Raw genomic sequence first — 22693 nt, 5'->3', positions numbered from 1 at the left:
GCAGGCTCGTCTAAAGCGCGGCGCCATGACTGCTGAGTCGCAACAGGTGGCGGCAGGCGCGGACAGCGCCGCGACCGCCGCCGATACGGGCCATTCGGGCCACGCCCATCACGGCGACGGCAAGCTGAAGCTTGCGGTCGGCGCGGTCGGCGTGGTGTTCGGCGACATCGGGACCAGCCCGCTCTACGCCTTTCGCGAAACCTTTGCCGGGCATCATTCGATCGACGCCGACCGGCTGCACATCTATGGCGTGCTGAGCCTCGTCTTCTGGTCGATGATGCTGGTCGTCACCTTCAAATATGTGCTGACGATCATGAAGGCCGACAACAAGGGCGAGGGGGGCAGCCTGGCGCTGCTCGCGCTGATCAGCCGTTCGTCGGGCGGCGCGCGCTGGACGTGGCCGATCGTCCTGCTCGGGGTGTTCGCGACCGCGCTCTTCTATGGCGACAGCATGATCACCCCCGCGATGTCGGTGCTGTCGGCGACCGAAGGGCTGAGCTACGTCAACGACGGATTCCAGCCCTATATCGTGCCGATCGCGCTGGCCATCCTGATCGGATTGTTCGCGCTCCAGTCGCACGGGACGGCAAAGGTCGGCGCGCTGTTCGGCCCGATCATGCTCTGTTATTTCCTGATGCTCGCGGTCCTGGGGGTGATGCACATCGTCGATCACCCGACGATCATCTGGGCGACGATCAACCCGGTCAACGCGCTGCGGTTTTTCTATCTCGATGGTTTCACCGCCTTCATCGCGCTCGGGGCGGTGGTGCTCGCGGTGACGGGGGCCGAGGCGCTCTACGCCGACATGGGGCATTTCGGCCGGGCGCCGATCGGCCTGTCGTGGCTGTGCTTCGTGCTGCCCGCGCTGATGCTCAACTATATGGGGCAGGGCGCGATGGTGCTCGAGGCCGATATGGGCGCGCGGCTCGGCATCATCCAGGACCCCTTCTTCCTGATGATGCCCGATACGTGGCGGATACCGGTGGTGCTGCTGGCGATCCTCGCCACCATCATCGCGAGCCAGGCGGTGATTTCGGGCGCCTTCTCGCTGACCCAGCAGGCGATCCAGCTCGGCTTCATGCCGCGACTGCGCGTCGAGCATACGAGCGCGTCGGCGCAGGGGCAGATCTATATCCCGGTGGTCAACTGGGGGCTGATGGTGATGGTGATCCTGCTCGTCCTGTTCTTCGGATCGTCGAGCAACCTCGCCGCGGCCTATGGCATCGCGGTCACCGGCGCGATGTTCATCGACACCTGCCTGATGTCGGTCGTGCTGTTCGCGCTGTGGAAATGGCCGGCGTGGAAGGCCTTGCCGCTGCTCGCAATCTTCTTCGTCGTCGATATCGCCTATTTCGGGGCGAATCTGATCAAGGTGCCCGACGGCGGCTGGGTGCCGCTGGCGATCGGCCTGACCATCTTCACCATGCTGACCACCTGGTCGCGCGGGCGCAAACTGATGCAGCAGCAGATGGCCGAGGGCGCGATGCCGATTCCGGTGTTCGTCAAATCGGCGGCGAACAGCGCGACGCGCGTGCCGGGGACCGCGGTGTTCATGACCTCGTCGTCGGACGGAGTCCCGCACGCGCTGCTCCACAATCTGAAGCACAACAAGGTGCTGCACGAGCGCATCATCCTGCTGACGATCAAGATCGCCGACGTCCCCTTCGTCCGCGAGGCCGACCATTGCGCGCTCGACGATCTGGGGCAGGGTTTTCACCGCCTGATCCTGAAATATGGCTTCATGCAGCCGGTCGACGTGCCCGCGGCGCTGAACCGCGTCGGGGGATGCGGCGGCGAGTTCAAGATGCTGGAAACGAGCTTTTTCCTGTCGCGCCAGACCTTGATCGCGGCCAAGTCGCCGGGGATGCCGATCTGGCGCGAGAAATTGTTCGCGTGGATGCTACGCAATTCGGAAAGCGCGATGGAATATTTCCGCCTGCCGACCAATCGCGTCGTCGAACTGGGCAGCCAGGTCGCGATCTGAGCGCCACGCGCCACTCCGAAACGGACATAATTAGCGTTTGAACATTCCGGGCCGTCTTGCGATGCACGGGGCAACGGACAAAGGTCTACCTGCCCATGCCAGCCGGCGATAGCGATGCCCAGATGCCACCGGGTCTGCCGGACCCCTTCGTCCTGATCGCGGGGGCGCCGCGCGGGCTGGCGTCGCCGGGCGCGGCCGAGGCCGCGATCCGCCGCATGGGGCTGCAGCCGCAACGCATCGACCCGGCTTCGGGCGATGCGCCCCGCTTTCGCCTGGCCTTCGGATCGACGACAGCGATCGCGGGGCGGGCCGACGCCGCAACGCTTGCCGCGGCCGATCCGGCCGATTCGGCCAACAGCTCGCTGGCATGCGCGCTGCCCGCGGACTGGCGCGATGGCGATTGCTGCTGGATCGTGCGGCCGGGCGACGGGAGCGCTGTCGAAGCGCCGGCGGCCTGGATGCGCGATTATTTCAAGCTCGTCGCGCTGCTGGTCGACCTGTTCGATGCGAGCCACATCCATTGGTCGCCGGCGCGGCTCTGGTCCGACGCGCCGCAGTTCCGCGCCGCGATCGCCGAGATGTTGACGAGCGGCATGCCGCCGGTGCTCCATCTCGTCGCCTTCCGCCGGCGCGGGGCGGGATCTGACGAGCGCGTCGCGACGCGCGGGCTCGCGTTGTTCGGCGGCCAGGAGCTCGAGGCGGGTATTCCCGCGGGCTGGACGATGGCCGACATGGTGAAGCGGCTTGCGCGGCTCGCGCTCGATGTGATGCTCCACGGTCCGGTCGCAAGCGCGCAAAATGCGCGTGGGCTGGAAGGAGGTGAGGTCATCCGGCTGATCCCCCTACCAGGCGACGGAGGGGCGCCGGCGACCGTTCGCGTCGATTTCGGCCGGCACGGATGACCGGGCTTCGCTTCTGCCGGGTGCCGCGTTCGCGGGGCTGGCAGGCGGCGGTGCCGCCGCGAGACGGGTTTCAGCGGCATCATCTGATCCCGGTCGCGCTGCTCCGCCAGCCGCAGATGACGGCGCTGTTCGACGCGCTGCGCGCCGAGGATTTCACGCTCCACCGCTTCGATCTCAACGGGATAATGCTGCCCGCGTGCGAGCGCTTCGCGCTGCAATCGGGCCATGCGCTGCACCGCGGGCCGCACTATGCCTATAGCGACGTCATCGCCGCGCGGGTCGAGCGCGTCCGCGCGCATTTCGTTGCGCAGGCACCCGGCGATCCGCGTGCGGCGCGGCGCACCGCGGTGATGCGGCTGCGGCTGCTGCAGGACACGATGCGGCGTGCGCTGACCGACCGCCATGGCGGCGGTTTCTGGCTCAACCGGCGCGACCCGATGCGGCTGTTCGCCGACCGGCCCTATCTGGACGATGCGATCGAGCGATTGTTCGGAGGATCGGCGCTCACGGCCGCCTAGAGTGCGTTCGGTTTTGATGGAATCAAAACCGAACGCACTCTAGATTCTTGTTTTACCGTGTTTTCCAAGTCGTCAGGTGATTCCACCTGACTTGAAAACACTCTAGCCGATATATTTGTCCTGCAGCTCGCGATAGGCGTCGCGATATTGGGCGGAAAGTTCGGCGACGAATTCGGCGACCGGGCGGACGCCCGAGACCGAGCCGATGCCCTGGCCCGATCCCCAGATGTCCTTCCACGCCTTGGCCTTGGTGTTGCCGCCCGAACCGAAGTTCATCGTCTTGAGGTCGCCCTCGGGCAGGTTGTCGGGGTCCATCCCCGCCGCGACGATCGACTGGCGGAGATAGTTGCCGTGCACCCCGGTGAACAGGTTCGAATAGACGATGTCGCCCGCGCGCCCCGCGACGATGCCGTCCTTGTAGCCTTGGTCGGCATTGGCTTCGGCGGTCGCGATGAAGGCGCTGCCGATATAGGCGAGGTCCGCCCCGCACGCCTGGGCGGCGAGGATCGAGCGGCCGTGCGCGATCGCGCCCGACAGCGCAACGGGGCCGTCGAACCAGGTGCGGATTTCCTGCACCAGCGCGAAGGGCGACTGGGTGCCCGCGTGGCCGCCCGCGCCCGTGGCGACGGGGATCAGCCCGTCGGCACCCTTTTCGACCGCCTTGCGCGCGAAACGGTCGTCGATGACATCGTGAAGGGTAATACCCCCCCAATTGTGGACGGCCTGATTGAGCTCTTCGCGCGCGCCGAGCGAGGTGATGGTGATCGGCACCTTCCATTTCTCGCAGGTCGCGATGTCGGCTTCGAGCCGGTCGTTCGAGCGATGGACGATCTGGTTGACCGCGAAGGGCGCCGAGAGCCGGTCGGGATTGTCGCGGTCCCACGCCGCCAGCTCCTCGGTGATCCGATGGAGCCATTCGTCGAGCAGCGGTTGCGGGCGGGCGTTGAGCGCCGGGAAGCTACCGACGATCCCCGCCTTGCACTGCGCGATGACGAGATCGGGTCCCGAGACGATGAAGAGCGGCGAGCCGATGACGGGCAGGCGCAGGCGGTCGAAGATCGCGGGAAGGGCCATGAATCACTCTCCAGTTGCGGATTTGAGGGTGACCTTAACGTAAACGGAAGGTGTGGCAAGGGGATGCGTGAGCGGCCGGTCAGGCACCGGCGGGACCCTTCAGTTCGACGATATTGCCCTCCGGATCGCGGATGTAGATCGAAGGTCCTTCGCCCCCAGCCCCATAGCGCGGACCTTCCTGCTCGATCGCGACGCCGTGACGGGCGAGATGGGCGCGGATCGCGGCGTCGTCGAAGCCGTCGAGAGCGAGCGCGAAATGATCCAGGTTGCGGCCCCCGGTTCCCGGCGCCGCGCCGCCCATCGCGCCGAGCTTACCCGCGATGGTGATAAGATCGATCAAGGCGTGACCGGCGCGAAGCTGATAGAGGCCGATCTCCGGCTGCTCGCGCTCGTCGGTGCAGCCGAGAACCTCCTTGTAGAAGCTGCGCATCCGGTCGAGATCGACGACGCGCAGCACGATATGATCGAGGCCACGCAGCGCAAAGGGAGGCGTATCCATGAGCGGCTCCTGCTGGTCAGCGCGACCCGATCCCCGGTGTGGCGGGGTCCTTCCAGTCGACGCGGTATAGGTCGAAGCGGCGGTCGCGCAGGTTCTGGACGGCGCCGCTCTGGCGGCTGGTGAGGAGGTCGGCGAGGCTCAAGTCGGCGATCGCGATCGTCTCGGTATTCGGCGCGGTGTCGGCGGCGACGCCGTCGCGGGCGAAGGCGAAGTCCGACGGGGTCAGGATCGCGCTTTCGGCATAGTGGATGTCCATATTCTCGACGTTGGGCAAATTGCCGACGACGCCCGAGGTGATGACATAGCATTGATTTTCGACCGCGCGGGCGTGGCAGCAGTAGCGGACGCGCAGATAGCCGCGGCGCTCGTCGGTGCAGAAGGGAACGAACAGCATCATCGCGCCCTGGTTGACGAGGTGGCGCGCGAGTTCGGGGAATTCGCTGTCGTAGCAGATCATCACCCCGATCGGCCCGCAGTCGGTGTTGATCGCGTCGGCGCCGTAGCCGCCCTTGATGTTCCACCAGCGGCGCTCCGACGGGGTCGGATGGAGCTTTTCCTGACGGTGCACCGACCCGTCGCGCAGGAAGACATAGGCGATGTTGCGGATGTCGCCATTGTCGACCCGCGTCGGGTGCGAGCCGCCGACGATGTTGATATTATAGCCGACTGCGAGCTTTTCCATGAAGGCGAGGTAGCGCTCGGTATAGTCGGCGATCTTCAATATCGCCTTTTCGGGCGGCAGCTTGTTCTTGTCGATCGACAGCAGCTCCAGCGTGTAGAGTTCGGGAAAGACGACGAAATCGGCGGCATAGTCGGCGGCGACGTCGACGAAATATTCGACCTGTTCCTCGAACTGTTCGATGCGGTCGATACCGCGCATCTGGAACTGGACGGTGGCGACGCGCACCGAGGCAGGGAGGCGGTCGGGCGCCGAGCCGCGGGTGCGCGCGTTCGCCGTCTCGCGCGGCGGGGCGAGGGGGTTTTCCCAGAGCATCAGTACGGCGTGGCCGCCGCTTTCGCGGTCGCTGGGCAGATAGTCGTGGAGGACGCCCTTGACCCGATAGCCCTGATTGACCTGGAAATTGATGACCGGATCGCGAAGCTGCTTGTCGAGCACGGCATCGAGATAGGCCTCGGGCTCGGGATATTTGCGGCGGCGGCGGGCGTAGCCCGGCATGCGGCCGCCGAAGGCGATGCCCTGAAGTTCGAGCGCCTGACACAGTTCCTGCCGCTTGCGATAGAAGCGCTGGCCGATGCGCAGGCGGCGGTAGTCGGGGTCAACGCACACCTCCATGCCGTAGAGGATGTCGCCGTCGGGGTCGTGGCGGGTGCCGAAGCCGCCGCCGCTGATCGCGGTCCAGCGATGATCGGTGAGCGCCGCCGCCTCGGGCACGATCAAGGTTGCGCAGAAACCGACGACCTGGCCTTCATATTCGGCGAGGAACTGGCCTTCGGGGAAATTGTTGATCTGGCCGCGGATCTGTGCCGCCGAATAGGCCTCGGCGCGGCCATAGACCTTCGCGGTCAGGCGCGCGATCGCGGCGGCATCGCGGGTTTCGGAGTTGCGGATGACGAGCTTGGGCCGGGTCGATTCCATCGCTTCGATATAGGACGCGGGGCGGGGCTGTCCAATCGGCGGCTCCGCAAAAGCGGGGCATGGAAAAAATTTCGCGCGCCTGTCGATTTCGCGATCGCCCGTTCGTCGTCTAGACAGGAGGCCATGCCGGCCCCCGATGATGAAGGAGACGACCGATGCGTGTGATGGTGTTCGTGAAAGCGACCGAGGACAGCGAAAAGGGCCTGCCGCCCACCGCCGAGATGACCGAGATGTTCGAGGCGATGGGGGCGTTCAACGAAGAGCTGGTGAAGGCCGGCGTGATGATCGACGGCGACGGGCTGAAACCCTCGTCGGCGGGCAAAAGGATCGCCTTCGACGGCGCGAGCCGGACGGTGATCGACGGCCCCTTCGCCGAAGCGCGCGAGCTGGTCGCGGGCTATTGGGTGTGGGAAGTCAAGGACATGGACGAAGCGGTCGCCTGGGCGAAGCGCTGCCCCAATCCGATGCCGGGGCCGAGCGAGCTCGAAATCCGGCCCTTCTATGAGATGGAGGATTTCGGTGACGCGTTGACGCCCGAACTCGCCGAGCGTGAGCAGAAGCTGCGCGATCAGCTCGCGGGGCAATAAGCGCGAATGGCCGCCGCTATGCTTGCCTCGCCCGCCGATCTGGCGGACAAGGCGAGCATGGCGGCGGACCCCATCCACAGGGCGATCGAGGCGGTTTTCCGGATCGAGCGGGCACGGCTGATCGCCGGGCTCGCGCGGCTGACCCGCGACGTCGACCGCGCCGAGGAGCTGGCGCAGGAGGCGCTGCTCGCGGCGCTGACCGACTGGCCGGCGTCGGGCGTTCCCGAGCGGCCGGGGGCCTGGCTGATGGCGGCGGCGAAGCGGCGCGCGATCGATGGTTTCCGGCGGACGGCGATGCACGACCGCAAACATGCCGAGATCGCCCGCGAACGGGACGATGAGCGCGACATGAGCATCGAGAGCCTTGAGGCACGGCTCGACGACGATCTGGGCGACGAACTGCTCGGCCTGATCTTCGCGGCGTGCCATCCGGCGATATCGCCCGAGGCGCGCGCGGCACTGACGCTGCGGCTGGTGGGCGGGTTGACCGTGGAGGAGATCGCCCGCGCCTTCCTGTCGAACGAGGCGGCGATCGCGGCGCGCATCACCCGCGCCAAGAAGGCGATCGCCAAGGCGGCGGTGGCGTTCGAGGTGCCGCGCGGGCGGGCGCTCGCACCGCGGCTCGCGTCGGTGCTCGAGGTGATCTACCTGATTTTCAACGAAGGCTATGCGGCGACGAGCGGACCCGATCTGGTGCGGCCGCCGCTCTGCGCCGAGGCGCAGCGGCTCGGGCGTATCCTCGCCGGGCTGATGCCCGATGAGCCCGAGGTGCTGGGATTGCTCGCGCTGATGGAGATTCAGGCGTCGCGGCTGCCGGCGCGGGCCGCGCCCGACGGCGCGCTGGTGCCGCTGCCCGAGCAGGACCGGGCGCGCTGGGACCAGCTTCTGATCCGGCGCGGGCTGAACGCGCTCGACCGGGCCGAGACGCTGGGCGGCGCCGACGGGCCCTATGCGCTGCAGGCGGCGCTCGCGGCGTGCCATGCCCGGGCGCGCCGCGCCGAAGAGACCGACTGGCGCCGCATCGCCGCGCTCTACGACCGGCTGGGGCGGGTAATGCCCTCGCCGGTGGTCGAGCTCAACCGCGCGGTCGCGCACAGCATGGCGTTCGGCCCCGAGGCGGGGCTGGCGTTGATCGACATGATCGCCGGGGAAGCGGCGCTCCGCCACTATGCGCCGCTTCCGGCGGCGCGCGGGGATTTTCTGCTGCGCGCCGGGCGGGCGGCCGAGGCGAAGGCGGCGTTTGAGGCGGCGGCGGCGCTGGCGGGGAATGAGCGCGAGCGCGATTTCCTGCTCGCCCGCGCCGCTGCTTGCGTGGGGAAGCCGGGCTGATGCCGCTGACGGTCGAGACGATCGGCGACGAGGCGCAGCCGCTGTGCATCCTCGACGATTTCGCGCCGCGTCCCGATGCGCTGCGCGCCGCGGCGGCTGCAGCCGCATTCGGGCCGGCGCGGCACCATTATCCGGGCCTCCGCGCCGCGCTGCCCGCCGGATATTTCGAAACGCAGCTGCCGATCATCGCGGCGACGGTTCGGCACGTCTTCGGCCGGACGGGCGAGGTGCGCATCCTCGACGCGAGCTTCTCGATCGTCACCACGCCGCCCGCCGCGCTGAGCGTCGCGCAGCGGCTGCCGCACTGCGACGCCTTCACCCCCGACCGCATCGCGCTGATCCATTATCTGGCACCGGAGGGCGGCGACGGCACTGCCTTTTTCCGCCACCGCGCCACCGGCTTCGAAACGGTAAGCGAGGATCGCCGCGCGGCCTATTTCGCGGCGCTCGACGCCGAGCTCGCCGTGGCGGAGCCGCCGCCGGGCTATGTTGCGGGGGACACGGAGCTCTTTGCCTGCACCCGCACGGTCGAGGCCCGCTATAACCGGGCGCTGCTCTATCGGAGCTGCAACCTGCATAGCGGCGCGATTGCCGCCGACGCGGTGCTGGCGGCCGACCCCAAACGGGGGCGGTTGACGGTGACCGCCTTTCTGGCGGTCGGCTGACGCCTTCGGTCCATCCTGTCCGCGACACGACCCGTCCGCAGGCCGTTGGCGGGCGGGCGCGGCGCGGTTCATCAGGGCGCGATTGCCCCCTTGGAGTCGCCCCATGACCAAAACCCCGGGCCTTGCCGCCCTGCTGTGCCTGACCGCCGCCACCCTTTCCGCCGCCCCCGCGCTGGCCGCGCAGGAGGGCGCCTCGGTTCCCGCGACCGCGCTGACCCCCGGCGCCAAAGTCTATGACTCGGCGGGCGAGCAGGTCGGCACCGTCGCCAAGGTGGCGGGCGACAAGGTCGCGGTGGCGATCGACGGCAACGGCCTGGTCGTGCCGCGCGCCGCCTTCGTCCAGACCGACAAGGGGCCGGCGCTGAAGGCGACCAAGGCCAAGATCCTCGCGGTGCTGCACGAGGCCGAACGCGACGCCGCGGCGGTCGAGGCGGCGCTGAAGGTCGGCGCCGAGGTGCGCAGCGCCGATGGCGCCGCGGTGCTCGGCAAGATCAAGGCGCTGACCCCGCAGGGCGCGGTGATGTCGACCGGCGAGGGCGATATCACCATGCCGCGCGCCGCCTTTTTCCTGGCGAAATCGGGGCTCGCGGTGAAGGTGACCGCCGCGCAGTTCGCCGAGGGCGTGAAGAAGGCGCGCAAGGCGGGCGGCTGAGCGGGCGGGCGCCCGCCTCAACCGAGCGGCTTTCCCATCCGGATCAGCGGCACGGCGACGCCCTCGGCGGTCGCGGTGACGCGCTCGATCGGGGCATAGCCGCAGGCGCGGTAGAGCGGCTCGCCCGACAATGTCGCCATCAGCTCGGCCCGCGAGAAACCCGCGGCGCGGGCGGCCTCCTCGCACAGCGTCATCACCCGCCGCCCGACGCCGCGGCGCGCATGGCCGGGGTGGGTGTACATCGCCCGGATGCGGGCGGCGTCGGTCGCGGGGTCGAGCAGCGCGGGGTCGCGGAGATCGGTGCTGTGGTCGCCGCCGTAGAGCGTCGCGCGGCGCGACCAGCCGCCGCAACCGGCGATCTGGCCGCCGCGTTCGACGATGAAATAGGTGCCGTCGGCGATCAGCTGGGTATCGAGCCCCATCACCGCGCGGCTCGCCGCGATCTGGGCCTCATCGAGGAAGCCCTTCTGCAATTCGGCGATGGCGAGCGCCATCACGGCGCGCAGGGCATCGAGGTCGGCCGGGGTGGCGAGGCGGTGGGTGAGCATGACGCCGCTACGCTATCCGGCCGGCCGCCCGGTCAGCCCTTGGCGGCCGCGATTAGCCGTTCCTTTTCGGCGCGCAGATTTTCGGTGTGGATCAGCTTGTCGGCCATCCCCTGCCACGCCGCTGCGGCGCGCAGGTTGCGCTCGCGGACCTGGACGAGCGACGAGGCCGCGGCCTCGTCGGTGCATTTTTCGGCCTGGGCGAGATAGAATTCGATGGTGGCCGACACGGGCGGGCTCCTCAGTAGTGCAGGGTCAATCGACCATATCGGCGATCAGGCGCCGAAGTTCGCGGCGCGACAGCGTCGCCCGGCGGCGGCGCGGTGGGGTCGCCATCGCCTTGCCAGCCATCGGAAGCGCGCGCAGCGCAGGGAAAATCGGGTTATTCTGAAACAATGTCATCATCTTTATCTTTGCTGTCTTATCTTTATTCTGTATTTTCATATCGTTAGAGGGGATCAGCGCCGCTGGCGCTGTCCGGTGACCGGCGCACTGCCGCGCTCGCGATAGACGAGGCGGCCCTTGCTGAGGTCATAGGGCGTCATTTCGACGCGAACCGCGTCGCCGACGACCGACCGGATGCGAAAACGCCGCATCCGGCCGGCGGTATAGGCGATGATGCGATGACCATTTTCGAGCACGACCCCGAAACGGGCGTCGGGCAGGATCTCGTCGATCACGCCATCGAAGGTGAGGGCTTCTTCCTTGGCCAAATATCAGGCCGACTGGAGGTTGATCGCCGACACCTTGCCGTTGCGGCCGGTTTCCAGTTCGTAGGAGATGCGCTGATCCTTGTTCAGCGTCTGCATTCCCGCGGCCTGGACGGCGGTGATGTGGACGAAGCTGTCGCCCGAGCCGTCTTCATTTTCGATGAAGCCATAGCCCTTGTCGGTGTTGAAGAATTTGACGGTGCCGATCGGCATGGGTGTTTCCTTTCACGAAACGGAAAATCCACCGGCAAAAGCACCGGCGGAGCTGGTAGCGTGAGAAGGCAAGAATCCACCCGGAGGGTATCAAATGTCCGTCGCAGGCGACGTTAGCCTTCCGAATATGGCGCATTTCCGCGAAAAGTCAAGGATGCGAGCCTTTCACGCGGTAATGGGGGCGGTTTTGGGGCGCGCGCGCTTGCTCTCTTCGTCACCCCGGACTTGATCGGGGGTGACGGCGCAATCATGCTGCGCGCCTGCCTTCAAGCCGCATCACTGCCGTTGCCGGCCCTCCTAACCGCCCGCGATTTTCCGGGCCTTTTCGGCGGCTCCGCGCGTCGCCTCGCCCGCGGGCGCCGGGTCGTTGGCGGGGGCGGGGAGGCCGAAGAAGGCGCGGCGCGCGGCCTCGCCGGCGATGCGCAGGGGCGTGACCTCGGCGTCGCGGAGCGCGCCGTAGAGGGCGAGTTCGTCGTCCTCGAGTTCACGGACATAGGCGGGGTCGCCGAACTGGCCCTCCTCATAGCCATAGAAATCGTCGGGCGGCGGAAAGTCGGTGCGCCAGTCGTCGGCGCGGTTGTCGAACCAGACGGTCATCGCCGCGGCTGCCTCCTCCGGCGTTTCGGGGTTTTCGCCATCCTCGCCGAAATCCGCGGAAATCTGGGAAACTTCATTCGTGATCGCGTTGTCTCGTCCGAGCGCGGCGAGCGGGTTCGTCCGGTCGTCGCGCCCCGCGAGCCAGAGCGCGAGCGCGGCGGCGAGGCCGTGCGGCGCATCCTCCGCGCCGCCTTGCGCGCGCCCGACCCCGCCGCGCGCGGCCTCCGCAACGTCGAACAGCGCGAGGAAGCCGCCCCAGTCGCCGGCGATCAGCTGCGCGAGCAGATCCTCGCCCGCGTCGGCGCGGATTTCGACCATGCGGTCGAGCCGCACGAGCATCGCGAGGCCGAGGCGCGCGTCGGCGCGCTGGCGCTTCACGAAGCGGCGATCCTCCTCGCGCATGATGGTGGTGGTTTCCTCATGCCCCCAGATCGCGCGGTCGAGCAGCTCGTCGGCGAGCCGCTGCCGCGCGATCAGCACCGCCGCCGCCCAGCCGAGCCGGAACGCCGCGCCCTGCGGCTTGTGGCGAAGATCATAGGCGGCGCGCCCCGACATGCCGACCGACGCGCAGGCGATCTTCACCGACCCGGTGGTGGCGAGATTTTCGAGGAATTCGCGCTGGAGACGTGGGGTCCAGTGATAGCTGCCGGGGGCGGACATGTCGGCGGGATTGGGGGTGGCGTCGTCCATCGATTCGTCCTTTCGGTTAGGTGAAACCGATAGAGTGAACCATATAGGTGAAATGTAGGAAAGGGGTTTTGCCTATCCGGCAGCAATTGTTCTCTGCCCTCCGCCGAGGTAAGATCAGCAATCGGAAGAGGTATGGGGGGCGATATGGAAGAATCAATAGAAAGCGCTGTACTGGCGCTTGAGCGCATTCAAACGATTGATCCCGCTTCCATTTCTCGGACAGAGACGCTCGGAAAGGCTTTTGACTTTTCAGAGTCGGTTTCAGTTTTGAAGAAAATAATCGATTTTTTTAAAAGAATTCCTTCTGAAGGTTTGATGAGTATTCCTGATAATTTACGTGCTTCTATCGAGAATGAGGCCAACTCTACATACTCTCTTTATGAGAGAGTAATGTCATTTAACCCTGTTGCGACAGCAAATGCTGCTGGAGAACGTCAGGGGTTGATGAGCGAATTTTCTTCGAGATGGCGCGATGTTTTCAATAACCTTTTTCCAGTCGTAAATTATCTGACCTCGCTTCAAACGGATATCGCGGCGATCGAAAGGGAGGCACAGGCATCAATTGCTCATGTGAAATCGGAGGCTGAGACTTTTCAAGCCGAGATGGAAACGATGAAATCGACGGCGCAGCGCATTTTGACTGAGGTTCGTGCGGTGGCAGCTGAAGCGGGCGTTTCACAACAGGCTACATATTTTGGAGATGAGTCCGCGTCTCATGCTACTGAGGCAGATACTTGGCAGAGGTACGCGGTGGGAACGGCTATCGGTCTAGGCATCTTCGCTGCGGTGTCTGTTCTCGCCGGAAAATATTTCCTCGTACCGGAGGATACCTATCAATCGATCCAGTTAGCGTTGAGTAAGGTTCTCATATTTTCGACGATCGCCTCCATGTTGTTTTTATGTACGAGAACCTTGGCAGCACATCGGCATAACGCCGTCGTAAATAAGCACCGACAGAATGCGTTGCTTACGTTCAATGCTCTGGCAGAGGCGGCATCATCGGACCAAATAAGAGACGTAGTGCTCACACATGCTTCGGCCTGCGTTTTTGAACCGCAAGACAGCGGATTTTCAAAGGCCGGACAAGGGAATGCCTCACAAACGGCAGTGGAAATTCTTCCGAGGCTGATTTCACCGGGAAAAAGCGAAAGCTAGCAGGCGCCCCTCCACCACCGCTTCGCGGCGGTCTCCCGCCCCATGCCTGCAGCACGGGGGAATTTGGCGGGACTGGTTTGGGGGGGCGGGTTTGGGGTTTTGATTTCCTCCCTGTCGCGTAGCGATGGGGAGGGGGACCGCGCCCGCAGGGCGTGGTGGAGGGGCTGGGGCTTTGGCGCTATTGGCCCCTCCGTCAGCCGCTTTGCGGCTGCCACCTCCCCATGGCCTTCGGCCACAGGGAGGATTGGGTTGGGAGGCTTGGGTGCGGCAGACTTCTAAGGCTACCGTCAAAAGGGCGCGAGGGTTGCGGCGGGAGATGTCGCCGCCCGAGGTGCTTCTGTGGCAGCGGCTGCGCTTGCGGCCGGGCGGGGTGAAGTTTCGGCGGCAGCATCCGGTGGGGGTGTATGTGGCGGATTTCTATGCGCCCGAGGCGAAGATGATCGTCGAGGTGGATGGGGCGGCGCATGATTTTCAGGTGGAGCGCGATGCCGCGCGCGATGGCTGGTTGCGGGGGCAGGGGTTTGTGGTTGTGCGCGTGGCGGCGGTGGATGTGCTCAAGGATGTGGAGGCTGTTGTGGACGGGGTGGTTCGGTTGATTTTGGCGTCGCGCTAGTGGCCCCTCCACCACGCCCTTCGGGCGCGGTCCCCCTCCCCATTGCTTCGCAACAGGGAGGATTGGCGCTGCGCTTGCGGTCCAGGTTCCTCCCTGTGCCCGCAGGGCATGGGGAGGGGGACCACGAAGTGGTGGAGGGGCGGCGGCCTTGCGCTGGCATTTGAGGGCGCTGGCCCCTCCGTCAGTCCTTCGGACTGCCACCTCCCCATGGCTGCGCCACAGGGAGGATTGGTTACGCGCCGTTGGCGGCGGACAAAATCGCCCGCACGCTCGCCGTCGCCACGTCGGTATCGAGCCCGCACCCGAACAGGCTCTTCCCGTCCGCCGTGCGGCATTCGACATAGGCGGCGGCCTGGACGTTGCTGCCCTGGCCGATCGCGTGCTCGCTGTAGTCGACGATGTCCATCACCGGGCCGCCGCTTTCGCTGAGCGCGGCGATGACGCTGCTCATCAGGCCGTTGCCGCGGCCGCTGACGCTGCGGGGGGTGCCGTCGATGGTGAGCTTGCCGGCGAAGATGCGGTCGGTGCCCCCGGAACCCGCAGCGTGCGTCTCCGACCAGTCGACGAGCTGGAAGCGCTTGCCGTCGGTCGCCAGATAATGGCCCTCGAACGCCTGCCAGATGTCGTCGGCGCCGAGCTCGCGGCTCGTCGCGTCGGCGACCGCCTGGACGACGTGGCTGAAGCTCGCCTGCATCTTCTTGGGCAGTTTCAGGCCCTTGTCCTGTTCGAGCACCCAGGCGACGCCGCCCTTGCCCGACTGGCTGTTGACGCGGATCACCGCTTCGTAGCTACGGCCGAGATCGGCGGGGTCGATCGGCAGGTAGGGGACTTCCCMTTTTTCGTCATTCTGGCGCTCGCGCGCGGCGAAGCCCTTCTTGATCGCGTCCTGGTGACTGCCCGAGAAGGCGGTGTAGACCAGCTCGCCGCCATAGGGGTGGCGCGGGTGGACGGGCAGGTTGTTGCAATATTCGACCGTCGCGATGACCTCGTCGATGTCCGAGAAGTCGAGTTCGGGGTCGACGCCCTGCGTGTACATGTTGAGCGCGATGGTGACGAGGCAGGTGTTGCCGGTGCGCTCGCCGTTGCCGAACAGGCAGCCCTCGACGCGGTCGCCGCCCGCGAGCAGGCCGAGCTCCGCCGCCGCGACGCCGGTGCCGCGGTCGTTGTGGGTGTGCAGGGATATGATCGCGCGGTCGCGGTTCGGCAGATGCTTGCAGAAATATTCGATCTGGTCGGCGTAGATGTTCGGCGTCGCCGCCTCGACCGTCGCGGGGAGGTTGAGGATGATCGGATTGTCGGCGGTGGGCTGGAGGATGTCCATCACCGCGGCGCAGCATTCGATGCTGAAATCGAGCTCGGCGGTCGAGAAGGTCTCCGGGCTGTATTCGAAGCGCCAGTCGGTGCCGGGCAGGCGCGCGGCATTGTCGCGAAGCTGCTTCGCGCCGTCGATGGCGATCTGCCTGATCTCGGGCATTTCCATGCCGAAGACGATGCGGCGCCACGCGGGGCTGACCGCGTTGTAGAGATGGACGATCGCGGTCTTCGCGCCTTCGAGGCTGTCGAAGCTGGTGCGGATCAGGTCGGCGCGGGCCTGCGTCAGCACCTGCGGCGTGACGTCGTCGGGGATGCGGCCCGAGCGGACGAGATTCTGGATATAGTCGAAGTCGGTCGCGCCGCTCGCGGGGAAGCCGACCTCGATCTCCTTCAGCCCGCATTTGACGAGCAGGTCGAAGAAGCGCGTCTTCTTTTCGGCATCCATCGGGTCGATCAGCGCCTGGTTGCCGTCGCGCAGGTCGGTCGAGAGCCAGATGGGGGCCCGGGTGGTGGTGCGGGCGGGCCACTCGCGGTTTTCGAGCGGGACTTGCGGAAAGGCGCGGTATTTGGCCGAGGGGTCGCGGAGCATGGTCATGGGTCTGGTGTCTTCTGCGGTTCGAATGTCGGTGCGGTGTCGGTCGGCCCTTGGGCGTTCGGCCCGCCGCTAGTCGCGCAGGCCGGAGCTCACGCCCAAGGGCGTGTAAGTCGCAGAAGAAGAAGGCCGCGCATGTGCATGGCCGCCCTAGTGATGCAAAATGTCGCGCTTGGCAAGGGGTGACGAAGAAAATGTCGCCGGGCGGCAAAGCGGATTTGCCGCCCGGCGCAGGTCAGGGGCCTTTTGGAAAAGGCGGCGGTGGCGGTCAGGCGGCCTCGCTGTCCTCGATGCGGTCGTCGTCCGCGTCGTCCGCGTCGTCCTCGTCGTCTTCGTCGAAGACTTCGGCCTCGATCATATTGTCGATGGCGTGGACGCGGACGCCGATCAGCCAGTCCTCGAGCGGGCCTTCCCACGCCGCCTCGACGTCGGCGAGCGCGCCGGTCGCGCCGGGCGCTTCGGCGGCGGGGCGGTCGCCGACGAGGTCGAAATCCTGCACGCCGTCGTCGGGCGGGGTGATGTAGGTGTGGGGTTCGAGCCGGATATGGCTCCAGCCCGCGGTCGCGGCGAGGCCCTCGGCCTCGACGGTCAGCAGCGGATTCTCCTCGTCGCCGCCGATGAAGGCGTGCACCTCGACAATTTCGCGTACCAGTTCGCTCATCACACGGGCTCCTCGCGCAAAGGGCGGGACCAGGCCGGTCCCGCCCCCGATTCTACGCGGTGCGTGTGACAGATTGGCGCGTCACTTCTTCTCGAACGCCGCGGTGATCTCCAGCTCGACCTCGTCGCTGACGAGCGGGACGCCGAAGCCGAGGCCGAAATCGCTGCGCTTGATCGTCGCTTCGGCCTCGAAGCCGATGGTTTCGGCGTTGGTCATCGGCGCGGGGCCGGCGCCGGTGAAATCGACGTCGAGCGTCACCGGCCTGGTCACGCCGTTGAGGGTGAGGTTGCCGGTCACCTTCGCCTCGTCGCCGTCGTCGTCGACGACCACCGCGGTCGAGACGAAGCGCGCGGGCGCGGGGCTGGCGCCGAAGAAATCGGGCTTGGCGCCGCTCTCGGCGGCGGGGCGGAGGAGGTGATCCTTGAGCCCGGCGCTGGCGACGGTGACGCTGGCGACGGGGATGGTGACGTCGAGCTTCGCCGCGGCGGGGTTCTTCGGATCGATCGTCAGCGTGCCGGTCGCGTCGCCGAAGATGCCGAAATAATCGTTGAAGCCGAGATGGTTGACCCGCCAGCCGACGAGCGTGTGGTGGGGATCGGCCTGATAGGTGCCGCCGGTGACGCGCGCGGCGTCCTTCGCGCCGGGCGCGGTGGTGGGCATCTGCGCGAGCAGCGGGACCGCGACGAGCAGCGGCAGGGCGAGGAGGGGGGCGGCGATACGCATGGCGGGGGCTCCTGTTCTGGGGAGCGCAGGCTATGCGAAGCGGCGGCGGGGCGTCAATCGTCCGCGGCGTCGGCGGCGCGCTCGATCGCGCGGCGCTCGGCCTGCCATTCGCGCAGCGCCGCGGCCGAACAGCCGCTGAAGCCGTAGCTGCCGATCGGCGAGCAGCTGTCGGGGCGGGTCGCGCGCGCGACATTTTCATAGCCTTCGACCGCCGACGTCCAGCTGCCGCCGCCGACCGGCGTGTCGTCCTTCAACTCCTCGCGCAATTCCTTGGGGACGCGGTAGCGATCCGATTCGGGCCGCTGCGCGCAGACGACGATCTCGTCGCCCTCGGCCTCGGGGCAGGGCTCGTCGCCATAGGTGTAGAGGATCGACGTCTTTTGCGGCGGATGCCCCGTCTGGGCGAGGCTTTCGTCGTCCTGCGCGAACGCGGGGGCGGCGAGGGTGAGGAGGAGAAGCAAAAACGGGGCAGGTCTTTTCATCGCGCGCATTCCCTGACGACTGTCCCCGCCGGCCCATATAGCGCGTGAAGATGAACCGCAGCCGAACTTTGTTTCGTCCGAAGTGAAGACCACACCCCGATTTCGTCATTGCGAGCGAAGCGAAGCAATCCAGGGCGGTCTGCTCAACGCTGGATTGCTTCGCTCCGCTCGCAATGACGGGTCAAGAAAGATTGTCGAGCGACGCCGCGATCGCCGCCCAGACCTGCGCGAGTTCGCCGGCGGTGATGCCATAGGGCGGCATCACGTAGATGGTGTTGCCGAGCGGGCGGAGCAAGACCCCGCGTTCGCGATAGAAGGCGATGAGGCGCGGGGCGAGGGTCGAGAGATAGCCGGGGTCGGGCTGGACGACGTCGAGCGCGGCGATGGTGCCGAGGCGGCGGGGGTTCTGGGCGCGCGCATCGGTCGACAGCATCGCGAGATGCGCGGCCTGCGCGTCGGCGAGCGCGTCGATGCGCGCCTGCACGGGCTCGTCGCGCCAGATGTCGAGATTGGCGTTGGCGGCGGCGCAGGCGATCGGGTTCGCGGTATAGCTGCTCGAATGATAGAAGGTCTTCGCGCGGTCGGTCGAGAGGTGCGCGGCGAACACCGGTTCGATGCACAACGTCACCGCGAGCGGCATCGCGCCGCCGGTCAGGCCCTTCGACAGGCAGAGGATGTCGGGGATGACGCCCGCCTGGTCGCAGGCGAAGCGGGTGCCGGTGCGACCCCAGCCGGTCATCACCTCGTCGGCGATGAAGAGGACGCCGTGCGCCGCGCAGATGCTGCGCATCTCGGCGAGCACCCAGGCGGGGTAGATCAGCATGCCGCCGGCGCCGAGGATCAAGGGTTCGACGATGAAGGCGGCGGGCGCGTGGCCCGTTTCTTTGGCCGCGCAGGCGGCTTCGAGCGCGTCGAGCGCGTCCTGTTCGCGGCCCTCCGCGGGGAAGGGGATGGTGCCGACGTCGAAGAGCAAGGGCTGCCAGGCGCGGTTGTAGACGCCGCGCGCGCCGACCGACATCGCGCCGATCGTGTCGCCGTGATAGCTGTGCTCCATCACCAGGATGCGGCTGCGCGCCTCGCCGATGTTGAACCAGTAGCCGAGCGCCATCTTGAGCGCGACCTCGACGCTGGTCGAGCCCGAGTCCGAGAAGAAGACGCGGGTGAGGGGATCGGGGGTGATGCGGATCAGTTCGGCCGCGAGCGCTTCGGCGGGCTCGTGCGTCCAGCCGGCGAAGATGAGCTGGTCGAGCCTTTCGGTCTGGGCGCGGATCGCGGCCATGATGCGCGGATGCGCGTGGCCGTGGGTGGTGACCCACCAGGACGAGATGGCGTCGATCCAGCAGTTGCCTTGCGCGTCGTAGAGACGCGCGCCCTCGGCGCGGGCGATCAGCGGGATCGGATCGCCGAGGCCGTGCTGGGTGAAGGGATGCCAGATGGGGGATTGATGAGTTTCGGTCATTTCTTCTCGTCGATTGTGCTCCCCGGCGAAAGCCGGGGTCCAGTCGGCCCTATATGGACCCCGGCTTTCGCCGGGGAGCGCGAATTGGTTAGCGGAAATCCGCAAGCTCGAAATTGCTCGCAAAGGCGGCAGCGAGATTTTCCGGGGTCAGCGGATCGACGATCGGCAGGCGCCCCAGCCGGCGCACCCCGCCGAGGTCGGCGATGATCGCCTCGCTGTCCTCTTGCCGGTCGCCGAGGAAGGCGAGGCCGTGGATCGGCACGCCGCGCGATGTCAGCGCCTCGATCGTCAGCAGGCTGTGGTTGATCGTGCCGAGGCCGGTGCGCGCGCAGACGATCACGGGGATCTGCCAGCGCGCGAAGAGGTCGGCGTAGAGGAGGGTGCGCGTCACCGGGACGAGCGCGCCGCCCGCGCCTTCGATCAGCAGGTCGCCTTCGGGCGGGGTGAGTTTTTCGGGGTCGATCGTCACGCCGTCGATCTCGGCGGCGAGGTGGGGGGAGGCGGGGGTTTTCAGGCGGTAGGCTTCGGGGAGGATCGATCCTCCCTGCGGCGCAGCCGTGGGGAGGTGGCAGCCCGGAGGGCTGACGGAGGGGCCATCTGGCGCCGTCGTTGCCCCTCCACCACTCGCTTCGCGAGCGGTCCCCCTCCCCACGCTTCGCGCAGGGAGGAGTCTGGCGACGGTCGCGCTGTCGGTTTCCTCTTCGAGGCCCGACTGGATCGGTTTCCAGTAGGGAATGTGGAGCGCGCCCGCGAGCGCGGCGCTGAAGACGGTCTTGCCGATCCCGGTGTCGGTGCCGGTGACGACGAAACGGCGCGTCATGCCGCGGCCATCGCGGCGGCGAGCGCGTCGACCATCGCGTCGACCTCGGGCTCGCCGACGTTGAGGGTGATCGCGATGCGCAGCCGCGCGGTGCCGTGCGGGACGGTGGGCGGGCGGATGCCGCGGACATCGAAGCCCGCCGCCTGGAGCGCGGCGGCGATCCGCATCGTGCGGGCGTTGTCGCCGATGAGGATGGGGAGAATCTGGCTGCCGCTCGCCGCGATGCCGAGCGCGGCGAGGCGCGCTTCGGCGCGGCGGACGAGGGCGTGGAGCCGTGCCGCGCGCTCGGGCTCGTTGGCGACGATTTCGAGCGCGTGGCGGACGAGCCAGGCGACCAGCGGCGAGGGCGCGGTCGAGAAGATGAAGGGGCGGCCGCGGTTGACGATGAAGTCGCGGACGATCGCGGGGCCGCAGAGCAGCGCGCCCTCGGCGCCGAGCGCCTTGCCGCAGGTGTGGAGGGTGACGAGATTCTCGCGGCCCGCGAGGCCGTGCGCGAGGCCCTGCCCCGCGGGGCCGTAGACGCCGGTGGCGTGCGCCTCGTCGACGACGAGGATCGCGTCGTGGCGGTCGGCGACCGCGGCGAGATCGGCGAGCGGGGCCCTGTCGCCGTCCATCGAATAGAGGCTTTCGACCGCGATCCACGGCGTGCCGGTGCCGCCGCCCGCGCGCCAGCGCCGGATGACGTCCTCGAACGCCTGCGCGTCGTTGTGGCGCGCGTCGACATGACCGGCGCGGCCGAGCTTCATGCCGTCGTGCGCGCTCGCGTGGATCAGCTCGTCGTGGACGACGAGGTCGCCGCGCTGCGGCAGCGTCGCGAAGAGCGCGGCGTTGGCGGCGAAGCCGGTCGGGAAGAAAAGCGCGGCCTCGCTGCCGTAATGGCGCGCGGCATGGGCTTCGAGCGCCTCATGCTCCGCATGATTGCCGCGCAGCAGGCGCGAGCCGCCCGAGCCCGCGGGAAGCCCGCGCTCGAGCCCGGCGGCGAGCGCTTCGCCCAGCGCATAGGAGCCGGCGAGCGCGAGATAGTCGTTCGAGGCGAAGTCGATGCCGGTGCGCGGGACGAGGGCGCGGCGGCGATCGTCGGCCGCGAGCGCGGCGAGGTCGGCGCGGTGGGTGTGGAAGGGCTGCCTCATCATTTCCCTCCGTTCGTCATTGCAAGCGGAGCGAAGCAATCTCCAGCTATCGACCATGTGCAAAGTCGATGGCTGGAGATTGCTTCGTCGCTACGCTCCTCGCAATGACGAGGTAGGTGTAGGCTGGTGGGTGGCGGTCAGTTGACCGCCTTGTCGACCAGCTTGTTCTTGGCGATCCACGGCATCATCGCGCGCAGTTCAGCGCCGGTCTGCTCGATCGGGTGCGCGGCGGCGGCCTTGCGGCTCGCCTTGAGCTCGGGCTGGCCGGCCTGGTTGTCGAGGACGAAATCCTTGACGAAGCGGCCCGAGGTGATGTCGGCGAGGACGCGCTTCATCTCGGCCTTGGTCTCGTCGGTGATGATGCGCGGGCCGGTCTTGATGTCGCCATATTCGGCGGTGTTCGAGATCGAATAGCGCATGTTGGCGATGCCGCCCTCATAGAGGAGGTCGACGATCAGCTTGGTTTCGTGGAGGCACTCGAAATAGGCCATTTCGGGGGCATAGCCCGCCTCGACCAGCGTTTCGAAACCCGCCTGGATCAGATGGGTGATGCCGCCGCAGAGCACCGCCTGCTCGCCGAACAGGTCGGTTTCGCACTCTTCCTTGAAGGTCGTCTCGATGATGCCGCTGCGGCCTCCCCCCACTGCCGACGCGTAGGAGAGGGCGATGGCCTTGGCGTTGCCGCTCGCGTCCTGGTCGACCGCGATCAGGCAGGGAACGCCGCCGCCCTTCTGATATTCGCTGCGCACCGTGTGGCCGGGGCCCTTGGGCGCGATCATGAAGACGTCGATGTCGCCGCGCGGCTCGATGAGCCCGAAATGGACGTTGAGGCCGTGCGCGAAGGCGAGCGCGGCGCCGGGCTTCAGATTGCCGGCGAGGTCGTCGTAATAGATCTTCGCCTGATGCTCGTCGGGCGCGGCGATCATGATCACGTCGGCCCAGGCGGCGGCGTCCTTGTTGGTCATGACCTGGAAGCCCGCGCCCTCGGCCTTCTTCGCGGTCGCCGAGCCGGGGCGCAGCGCGATCGCGACCTCGCGCACGCCGCTGTCGCGCAGGTTCTGCGCATGGGCGTGACCCTGGCTGCCATAGCCGAGAACCGCGACCTTCTTGCCCTTGATCAGTTCCTGGTCGGCGTCGCGATCGTAATAAACCTGCATGTCATTCTTCCCTATTCTTCTTCCG

Annotated in this window: 25 protein-coding genes and 1 pseudogene; 9 read left to right on the top strand and 17 right to left on the bottom strand. The window is 67.2% G+C overall.

What is annotated here, in order from left to right; translation table 11 throughout:
* Positions 1 to 25 precede the first annotated feature (25 nt).
* The 3 genes from CD928_RS06205 (at position 26) to CD928_RS06195 (ending at position 3404) form a co-directional block, all read left to right on the top strand.
* Entirely contained in the window at positions 26 to 1984 is a 1959-nt protein-coding gene (locus CD928_RS06205; protein ID WP_095386258.1) for a potassium transporter Kup, read from the top strand.
* 95 nt (positions 1985 to 2079) lie between these two features.
* Complete coding sequence (locus tag CD928_RS06200) at positions 2080 to 2886, top strand: hypothetical protein (RefSeq protein WP_141237110.1); 807 nt, start codon at positions 2080 to 2082, stop codon at positions 2884 to 2886.
* A complete protein-coding gene (locus tag CD928_RS06195) occupies positions 2883 to 3404 on the top strand; it encodes an AHH domain-containing protein (protein ID WP_095386256.1) in 522 nt (173 codons plus the stop codon). The genes CD928_RS06200 and CD928_RS06195 overlap by 4 nt, the downstream gene beginning before the upstream one ends.
* Before the next feature lie 102 nt (positions 3405 to 3506).
* Here CD928_RS06195 and CD928_RS06190 read toward each other — a convergent pair whose 3' ends face one another.
* The 3 genes from CD928_RS06190 to CD928_RS06180 form a co-directional block, all read right to left on the bottom strand.
* Positions 3507 to 4478: a nitronate monooxygenase family protein gene (locus CD928_RS06190; protein ID WP_095386255.1), complete on the bottom strand. Its 972-nt coding sequence runs from the start codon at positions 4476 to 4478 to the stop codon at positions 3507 to 3509.
* A gap of 79 nt (positions 4479 to 4557) precedes the next feature.
* Positions 4558 to 4977 carry a VOC family protein gene (locus CD928_RS06185; RefSeq protein WP_095386254.1) on the bottom strand — a complete coding sequence of 140 codons (420 nt, stop codon included), beginning with the start codon at positions 4975 to 4977 and terminating at the stop codon, positions 4558 to 4560.
* A gap of 16 nt (positions 4978 to 4993) precedes the next feature.
* A complete protein-coding gene (locus tag CD928_RS06180) occupies positions 4994 to 6574 on the bottom strand; it encodes a bifunctional GNAT family N-acetyltransferase/carbon-nitrogen hydrolase family protein (protein ID WP_095386253.1) in 1581 nt (526 codons plus the stop codon).
* Positions 6575 to 6729: 155 nt separating this feature from the next.
* On the opposite strand from CD928_RS06180, the pseudogene CD928_RS06175 reads away from it, so the two are divergent.
* The 4 genes and pseudogenes from CD928_RS06175 to CD928_RS06160 all read left to right on the top strand — a co-directional run.
* Positions 6730 to 7080 (top strand): annotated as a pseudogene (locus CD928_RS06175) (YciI family protein); the annotation flags it as partial.
* An 87-nt stretch (positions 7081 to 7167) separates the two neighbouring features.
* Positions 7168 to 8490, top strand: a complete 1323-nt coding sequence (locus CD928_RS06170; protein ID WP_255247058.1) for an RNA polymerase sigma factor — start codon at positions 7168 to 7170, stop codon at positions 8488 to 8490.
* Complete coding sequence (locus CD928_RS06165; protein WP_095386251.1) at positions 8490 to 9155, top strand: DUF6445 family protein; 666 nt, start codon at positions 8490 to 8492, stop codon at positions 9153 to 9155. Before CD928_RS06170 ends, CD928_RS06165 begins: the two co-directional genes overlap by 1 nt.
* A gap of 103 nt (positions 9156 to 9258) precedes the next feature.
* A complete protein-coding gene (locus CD928_RS06160; RefSeq protein ID WP_095386250.1) occupies positions 9259 to 9807 on the top strand; it encodes a hypothetical protein in 549 nt (182 codons plus the stop codon).
* 17 nt (positions 9808 to 9824) lie between these two features.
* Here the strand turns inward: CD928_RS06160 and CD928_RS06155 are convergent, their stop codons facing one another.
* The 6 genes from CD928_RS06155 to CD928_RS06135 form a co-directional block, all read right to left on the bottom strand.
* Positions 9825 to 10355 carry a GNAT family N-acetyltransferase gene (locus CD928_RS06155; RefSeq protein WP_095386249.1) on the bottom strand — a complete coding sequence of 177 codons (531 nt, stop codon included), beginning with the start codon at positions 10353 to 10355 and terminating at the stop codon, positions 9825 to 9827.
* A 32-nt stretch (positions 10356 to 10387) separates the two neighbouring features.
* Positions 10388 to 10582 (bottom strand): hypothetical protein, encoded by a 195-nt coding sequence (locus CD928_RS06150; protein WP_095386248.1) that lies wholly within the window; start codon positions 10580 to 10582, stop codon positions 10388 to 10390.
* 25 nt (positions 10583 to 10607) lie between these two features.
* A complete protein-coding gene (locus tag CD928_RS22970) occupies positions 10608 to 10754 on the bottom strand; it encodes a hypothetical protein (RefSeq protein WP_217983733.1) in 147 nt (48 codons plus the stop codon).
* A gap of 56 nt (positions 10755 to 10810) precedes the next feature.
* Positions 10811 to 11065, bottom strand: coding sequence for a translation initiation factor IF-1 (infA, locus tag CD928_RS06145; RefSeq protein WP_095386247.1), 255 nt, complete (start codon positions 11063 to 11065; stop codon positions 10811 to 10813).
* 3 nt (positions 11066 to 11068) lie between these two features.
* The gene (locus tag CD928_RS06140; RefSeq protein ID WP_095386246.1) at positions 11069 to 11275 is read right to left on the bottom strand and encodes a cold-shock protein; all 207 of its coding nucleotides are present in this window, start codon (positions 11273 to 11275) and stop codon (positions 11069 to 11071) included.
* 297 nt (positions 11276 to 11572) lie between these two features.
* A complete protein-coding gene (locus tag CD928_RS06135; protein WP_095386245.1) occupies positions 11573 to 12562 on the bottom strand; it encodes a hypothetical protein in 990 nt (329 codons plus the stop codon).
* A 144-nt stretch (positions 12563 to 12706) separates the two neighbouring features.
* On the opposite strand from CD928_RS06135, the gene CD928_RS22965 reads away from it, so the two are divergent.
* Together CD928_RS22965 and CD928_RS06130 are read left to right on the top strand one after the other, a co-directional pair.
* Positions 12707 to 13717, top strand: coding sequence for a hypothetical protein (locus CD928_RS22965; protein WP_141237108.1), 1011 nt, complete (start codon positions 12707 to 12709; stop codon positions 13715 to 13717).
* Between the two features lie 262 nt (positions 13718 to 13979).
* Positions 13980 to 14330 (top strand): endonuclease domain-containing protein, encoded by a 351-nt coding sequence (locus CD928_RS06130; RefSeq protein ID WP_095386244.1) that lies wholly within the window; start codon positions 13980 to 13982, stop codon positions 14328 to 14330.
* A 232-nt stretch (positions 14331 to 14562) separates the two neighbouring features.
* On the opposite strand, the gene leuA is transcribed toward CD928_RS06130, so the two are convergent.
* The 8 genes from leuA to ilvC form a co-directional block, all read right to left on the bottom strand.
* Positions 14563 to 16239: a 2-isopropylmalate synthase gene (gene leuA / locus CD928_RS06125; RefSeq protein WP_095386243.1), complete on the bottom strand. Its 1677-nt coding sequence runs from the start codon at positions 16237 to 16239 to the stop codon at positions 14563 to 14565.
* 265 nt (positions 16240 to 16504) lie between these two features.
* Complete coding sequence (locus CD928_RS06120) at positions 16505 to 16897, bottom strand: hypothetical protein (RefSeq protein ID WP_095386242.1); 393 nt, start codon at positions 16895 to 16897, stop codon at positions 16505 to 16507.
* An 81-nt stretch (positions 16898 to 16978) separates the two neighbouring features.
* Positions 16979 to 17620 (bottom strand): YceI family protein, encoded by a 642-nt coding sequence (locus CD928_RS06115; RefSeq protein ID WP_095386241.1) that lies wholly within the window; start codon positions 17618 to 17620, stop codon positions 16979 to 16981.
* Between the two features lie 53 nt (positions 17621 to 17673).
* Complete coding sequence (locus CD928_RS06110) at positions 17674 to 18102, bottom strand: hypothetical protein (protein WP_255247057.1); 429 nt, start codon at positions 18100 to 18102, stop codon at positions 17674 to 17676.
* Positions 18103 to 18283: 181 nt separating this feature from the next.
* Positions 18284 to 19561 (bottom strand): adenosylmethionine--8-amino-7-oxononanoate transaminase, encoded by a 1278-nt coding sequence (locus tag CD928_RS06105; protein ID WP_095386239.1) that lies wholly within the window; start codon positions 19559 to 19561, stop codon positions 18284 to 18286.
* Positions 19562 to 19649: 88 nt separating this feature from the next.
* A complete protein-coding gene (gene bioD, locus CD928_RS06100) occupies positions 19650 to 20381 on the bottom strand; it encodes an ATP-dependent dethiobiotin synthetase BioD (protein ID WP_095386238.1) in 732 nt (243 codons plus the stop codon).
* On the bottom strand, positions 20378 to 21514 hold the full coding sequence (locus CD928_RS06095; protein ID WP_095386237.1) for an 8-amino-7-oxononanoate synthase: 1137 nt from the start codon (positions 21512 to 21514) through the stop codon (positions 20378 to 20380). The genes bioD and CD928_RS06095 overlap by 4 nt, the downstream gene beginning before the upstream one ends.
* 134 nt (positions 21515 to 21648) lie before the next feature.
* Positions 21649 to 22668 (bottom strand): ketol-acid reductoisomerase, encoded by a 1020-nt coding sequence (gene ilvC, locus CD928_RS06090; RefSeq protein ID WP_095386236.1) that lies wholly within the window; start codon positions 22666 to 22668, stop codon positions 21649 to 21651.
* Positions 22669 to 22693: the final 25 nt, after the last annotated feature.

The organism is Sphingopyxis sp. GW247-27LB, from assembly GCF_002277025.1.
Lineage (GTDB): Bacteria > Pseudomonadota > Alphaproteobacteria > Sphingomonadales > Sphingomonadaceae > Sphingopyxis.
The sequence above is the reverse complement of the archived record's forward strand: the minus strand, read 5'-3'. Positions and strand labels throughout refer to the sequence as shown.

Excerpts from the sequence above, each read along its gene's own strand:
- CD928_RS06205 (WP_095386258.1), top strand. The coding sequence starts at position 26 with ATGACTGCTGAGTCGCAACAGGTGGCGGCAGGCGCGGACAGCGCCGCG.
- CD928_RS06200 (WP_141237110.1), top strand. The coding sequence starts at position 2,080 with ATGCCAGCCGGCGATAGCGATGCCCAGATGCCACCGGGTCTGCCGGAC.
- CD928_RS06195 (WP_095386256.1), top strand. The coding sequence starts at position 2,883 with ATGACCGGGCTTCGCTTCTGCCGGGTGCCGCGTTCGCGGGGCTGGCAG.
- CD928_RS06190 (WP_095386255.1), bottom strand. The coding sequence starts at position 4,478 with ATGGCCCTTCCCGCGATCTTCGACCGCCTGCGCCTGCCCGTCATCGGC.
- CD928_RS06185 (WP_095386254.1), bottom strand. The coding sequence starts at position 4,977 with ATGGATACGCCTCCCTTTGCGCTGCGTGGCCTCGATCATATCGTGCTG.
- CD928_RS06180 (WP_095386253.1), bottom strand. The coding sequence starts at position 6,574 with ATGGAATCGACCCGGCCCAAGCTCGTCATCCGCAACTCCGAAACCCGC.
- CD928_RS06170 (WP_255247058.1), top strand. The coding sequence starts at position 7,168 with ATGGCCGCCGCTATGCTTGCCTCGCCCGCCGATCTGGCGGACAAGGCG.
- CD928_RS06165 (WP_095386251.1), top strand. The coding sequence starts at position 8,490 with ATGCCGCTGACGGTCGAGACGATCGGCGACGAGGCGCAGCCGCTGTGC.
- CD928_RS06160 (WP_095386250.1), top strand. The coding sequence starts at position 9,259 with ATGACCAAAACCCCGGGCCTTGCCGCCCTGCTGTGCCTGACCGCCGCC.
- CD928_RS06155 (WP_095386249.1), bottom strand. The coding sequence starts at position 10,355 with ATGCTCACCCACCGCCTCGCCACCCCGGCCGACCTCGATGCCCTGCGC.
- CD928_RS22970 (WP_217983733.1), bottom strand. The coding sequence starts at position 10,754 with ATGACATTGTTTCAGAATAACCCGATTTTCCCTGCGCTGCGCGCGCTT.
- CD928_RS06140 (WP_095386246.1), bottom strand. The coding sequence starts at position 11,275 with ATGCCGATCGGCACCGTCAAATTCTTCAACACCGACAAGGGCTATGGC.
- CD928_RS06135 (WP_095386245.1), bottom strand. The coding sequence starts at position 12,562 with ATGGACGACGCCACCCCCAATCCCGCCGACATGTCCGCCCCCGGCAGC.
- CD928_RS22965 (WP_141237108.1), top strand. The coding sequence starts at position 12,707 with ATGGAAGAATCAATAGAAAGCGCTGTACTGGCGCTTGAGCGCATTCAA.
- CD928_RS06120 (WP_095386242.1), bottom strand. The coding sequence starts at position 16,897 with ATGAGCGAACTGGTACGCGAAATTGTCGAGGTGCACGCCTTCATCGGC.
- CD928_RS06115 (WP_095386241.1), bottom strand. The coding sequence starts at position 17,620 with ATGCGTATCGCCGCCCCCCTCCTCGCCCTGCCGCTGCTCGTCGCGGTC.
- CD928_RS06110 (WP_255247057.1), bottom strand. The coding sequence starts at position 18,102 with ATGAAAAGACCTGCCCCGTTTTTGCTTCTCCTCCTCACCCTCGCCGCC.
- CD928_RS06105 (WP_095386239.1), bottom strand. The coding sequence starts at position 19,561 with ATGACCGAAACTCATCAATCCCCCATCTGGCATCCCTTCACCCAGCAC.
- bioD (WP_095386238.1), bottom strand. The coding sequence starts at position 20,381 with ATGACGCGCCGTTTCGTCGTCACCGGCACCGACACCGGGATCGGCAAG.
- CD928_RS06095 (WP_095386237.1), bottom strand. The coding sequence starts at position 21,514 with ATGATGAGGCAGCCCTTCCACACCCACCGCGCCGACCTCGCCGCGCTC.
- ilvC (WP_095386236.1), bottom strand. The coding sequence starts at position 22,668 with ATGCAGGTTTATTACGATCGCGACGCCGACCAGGAACTGATCAAGGGC.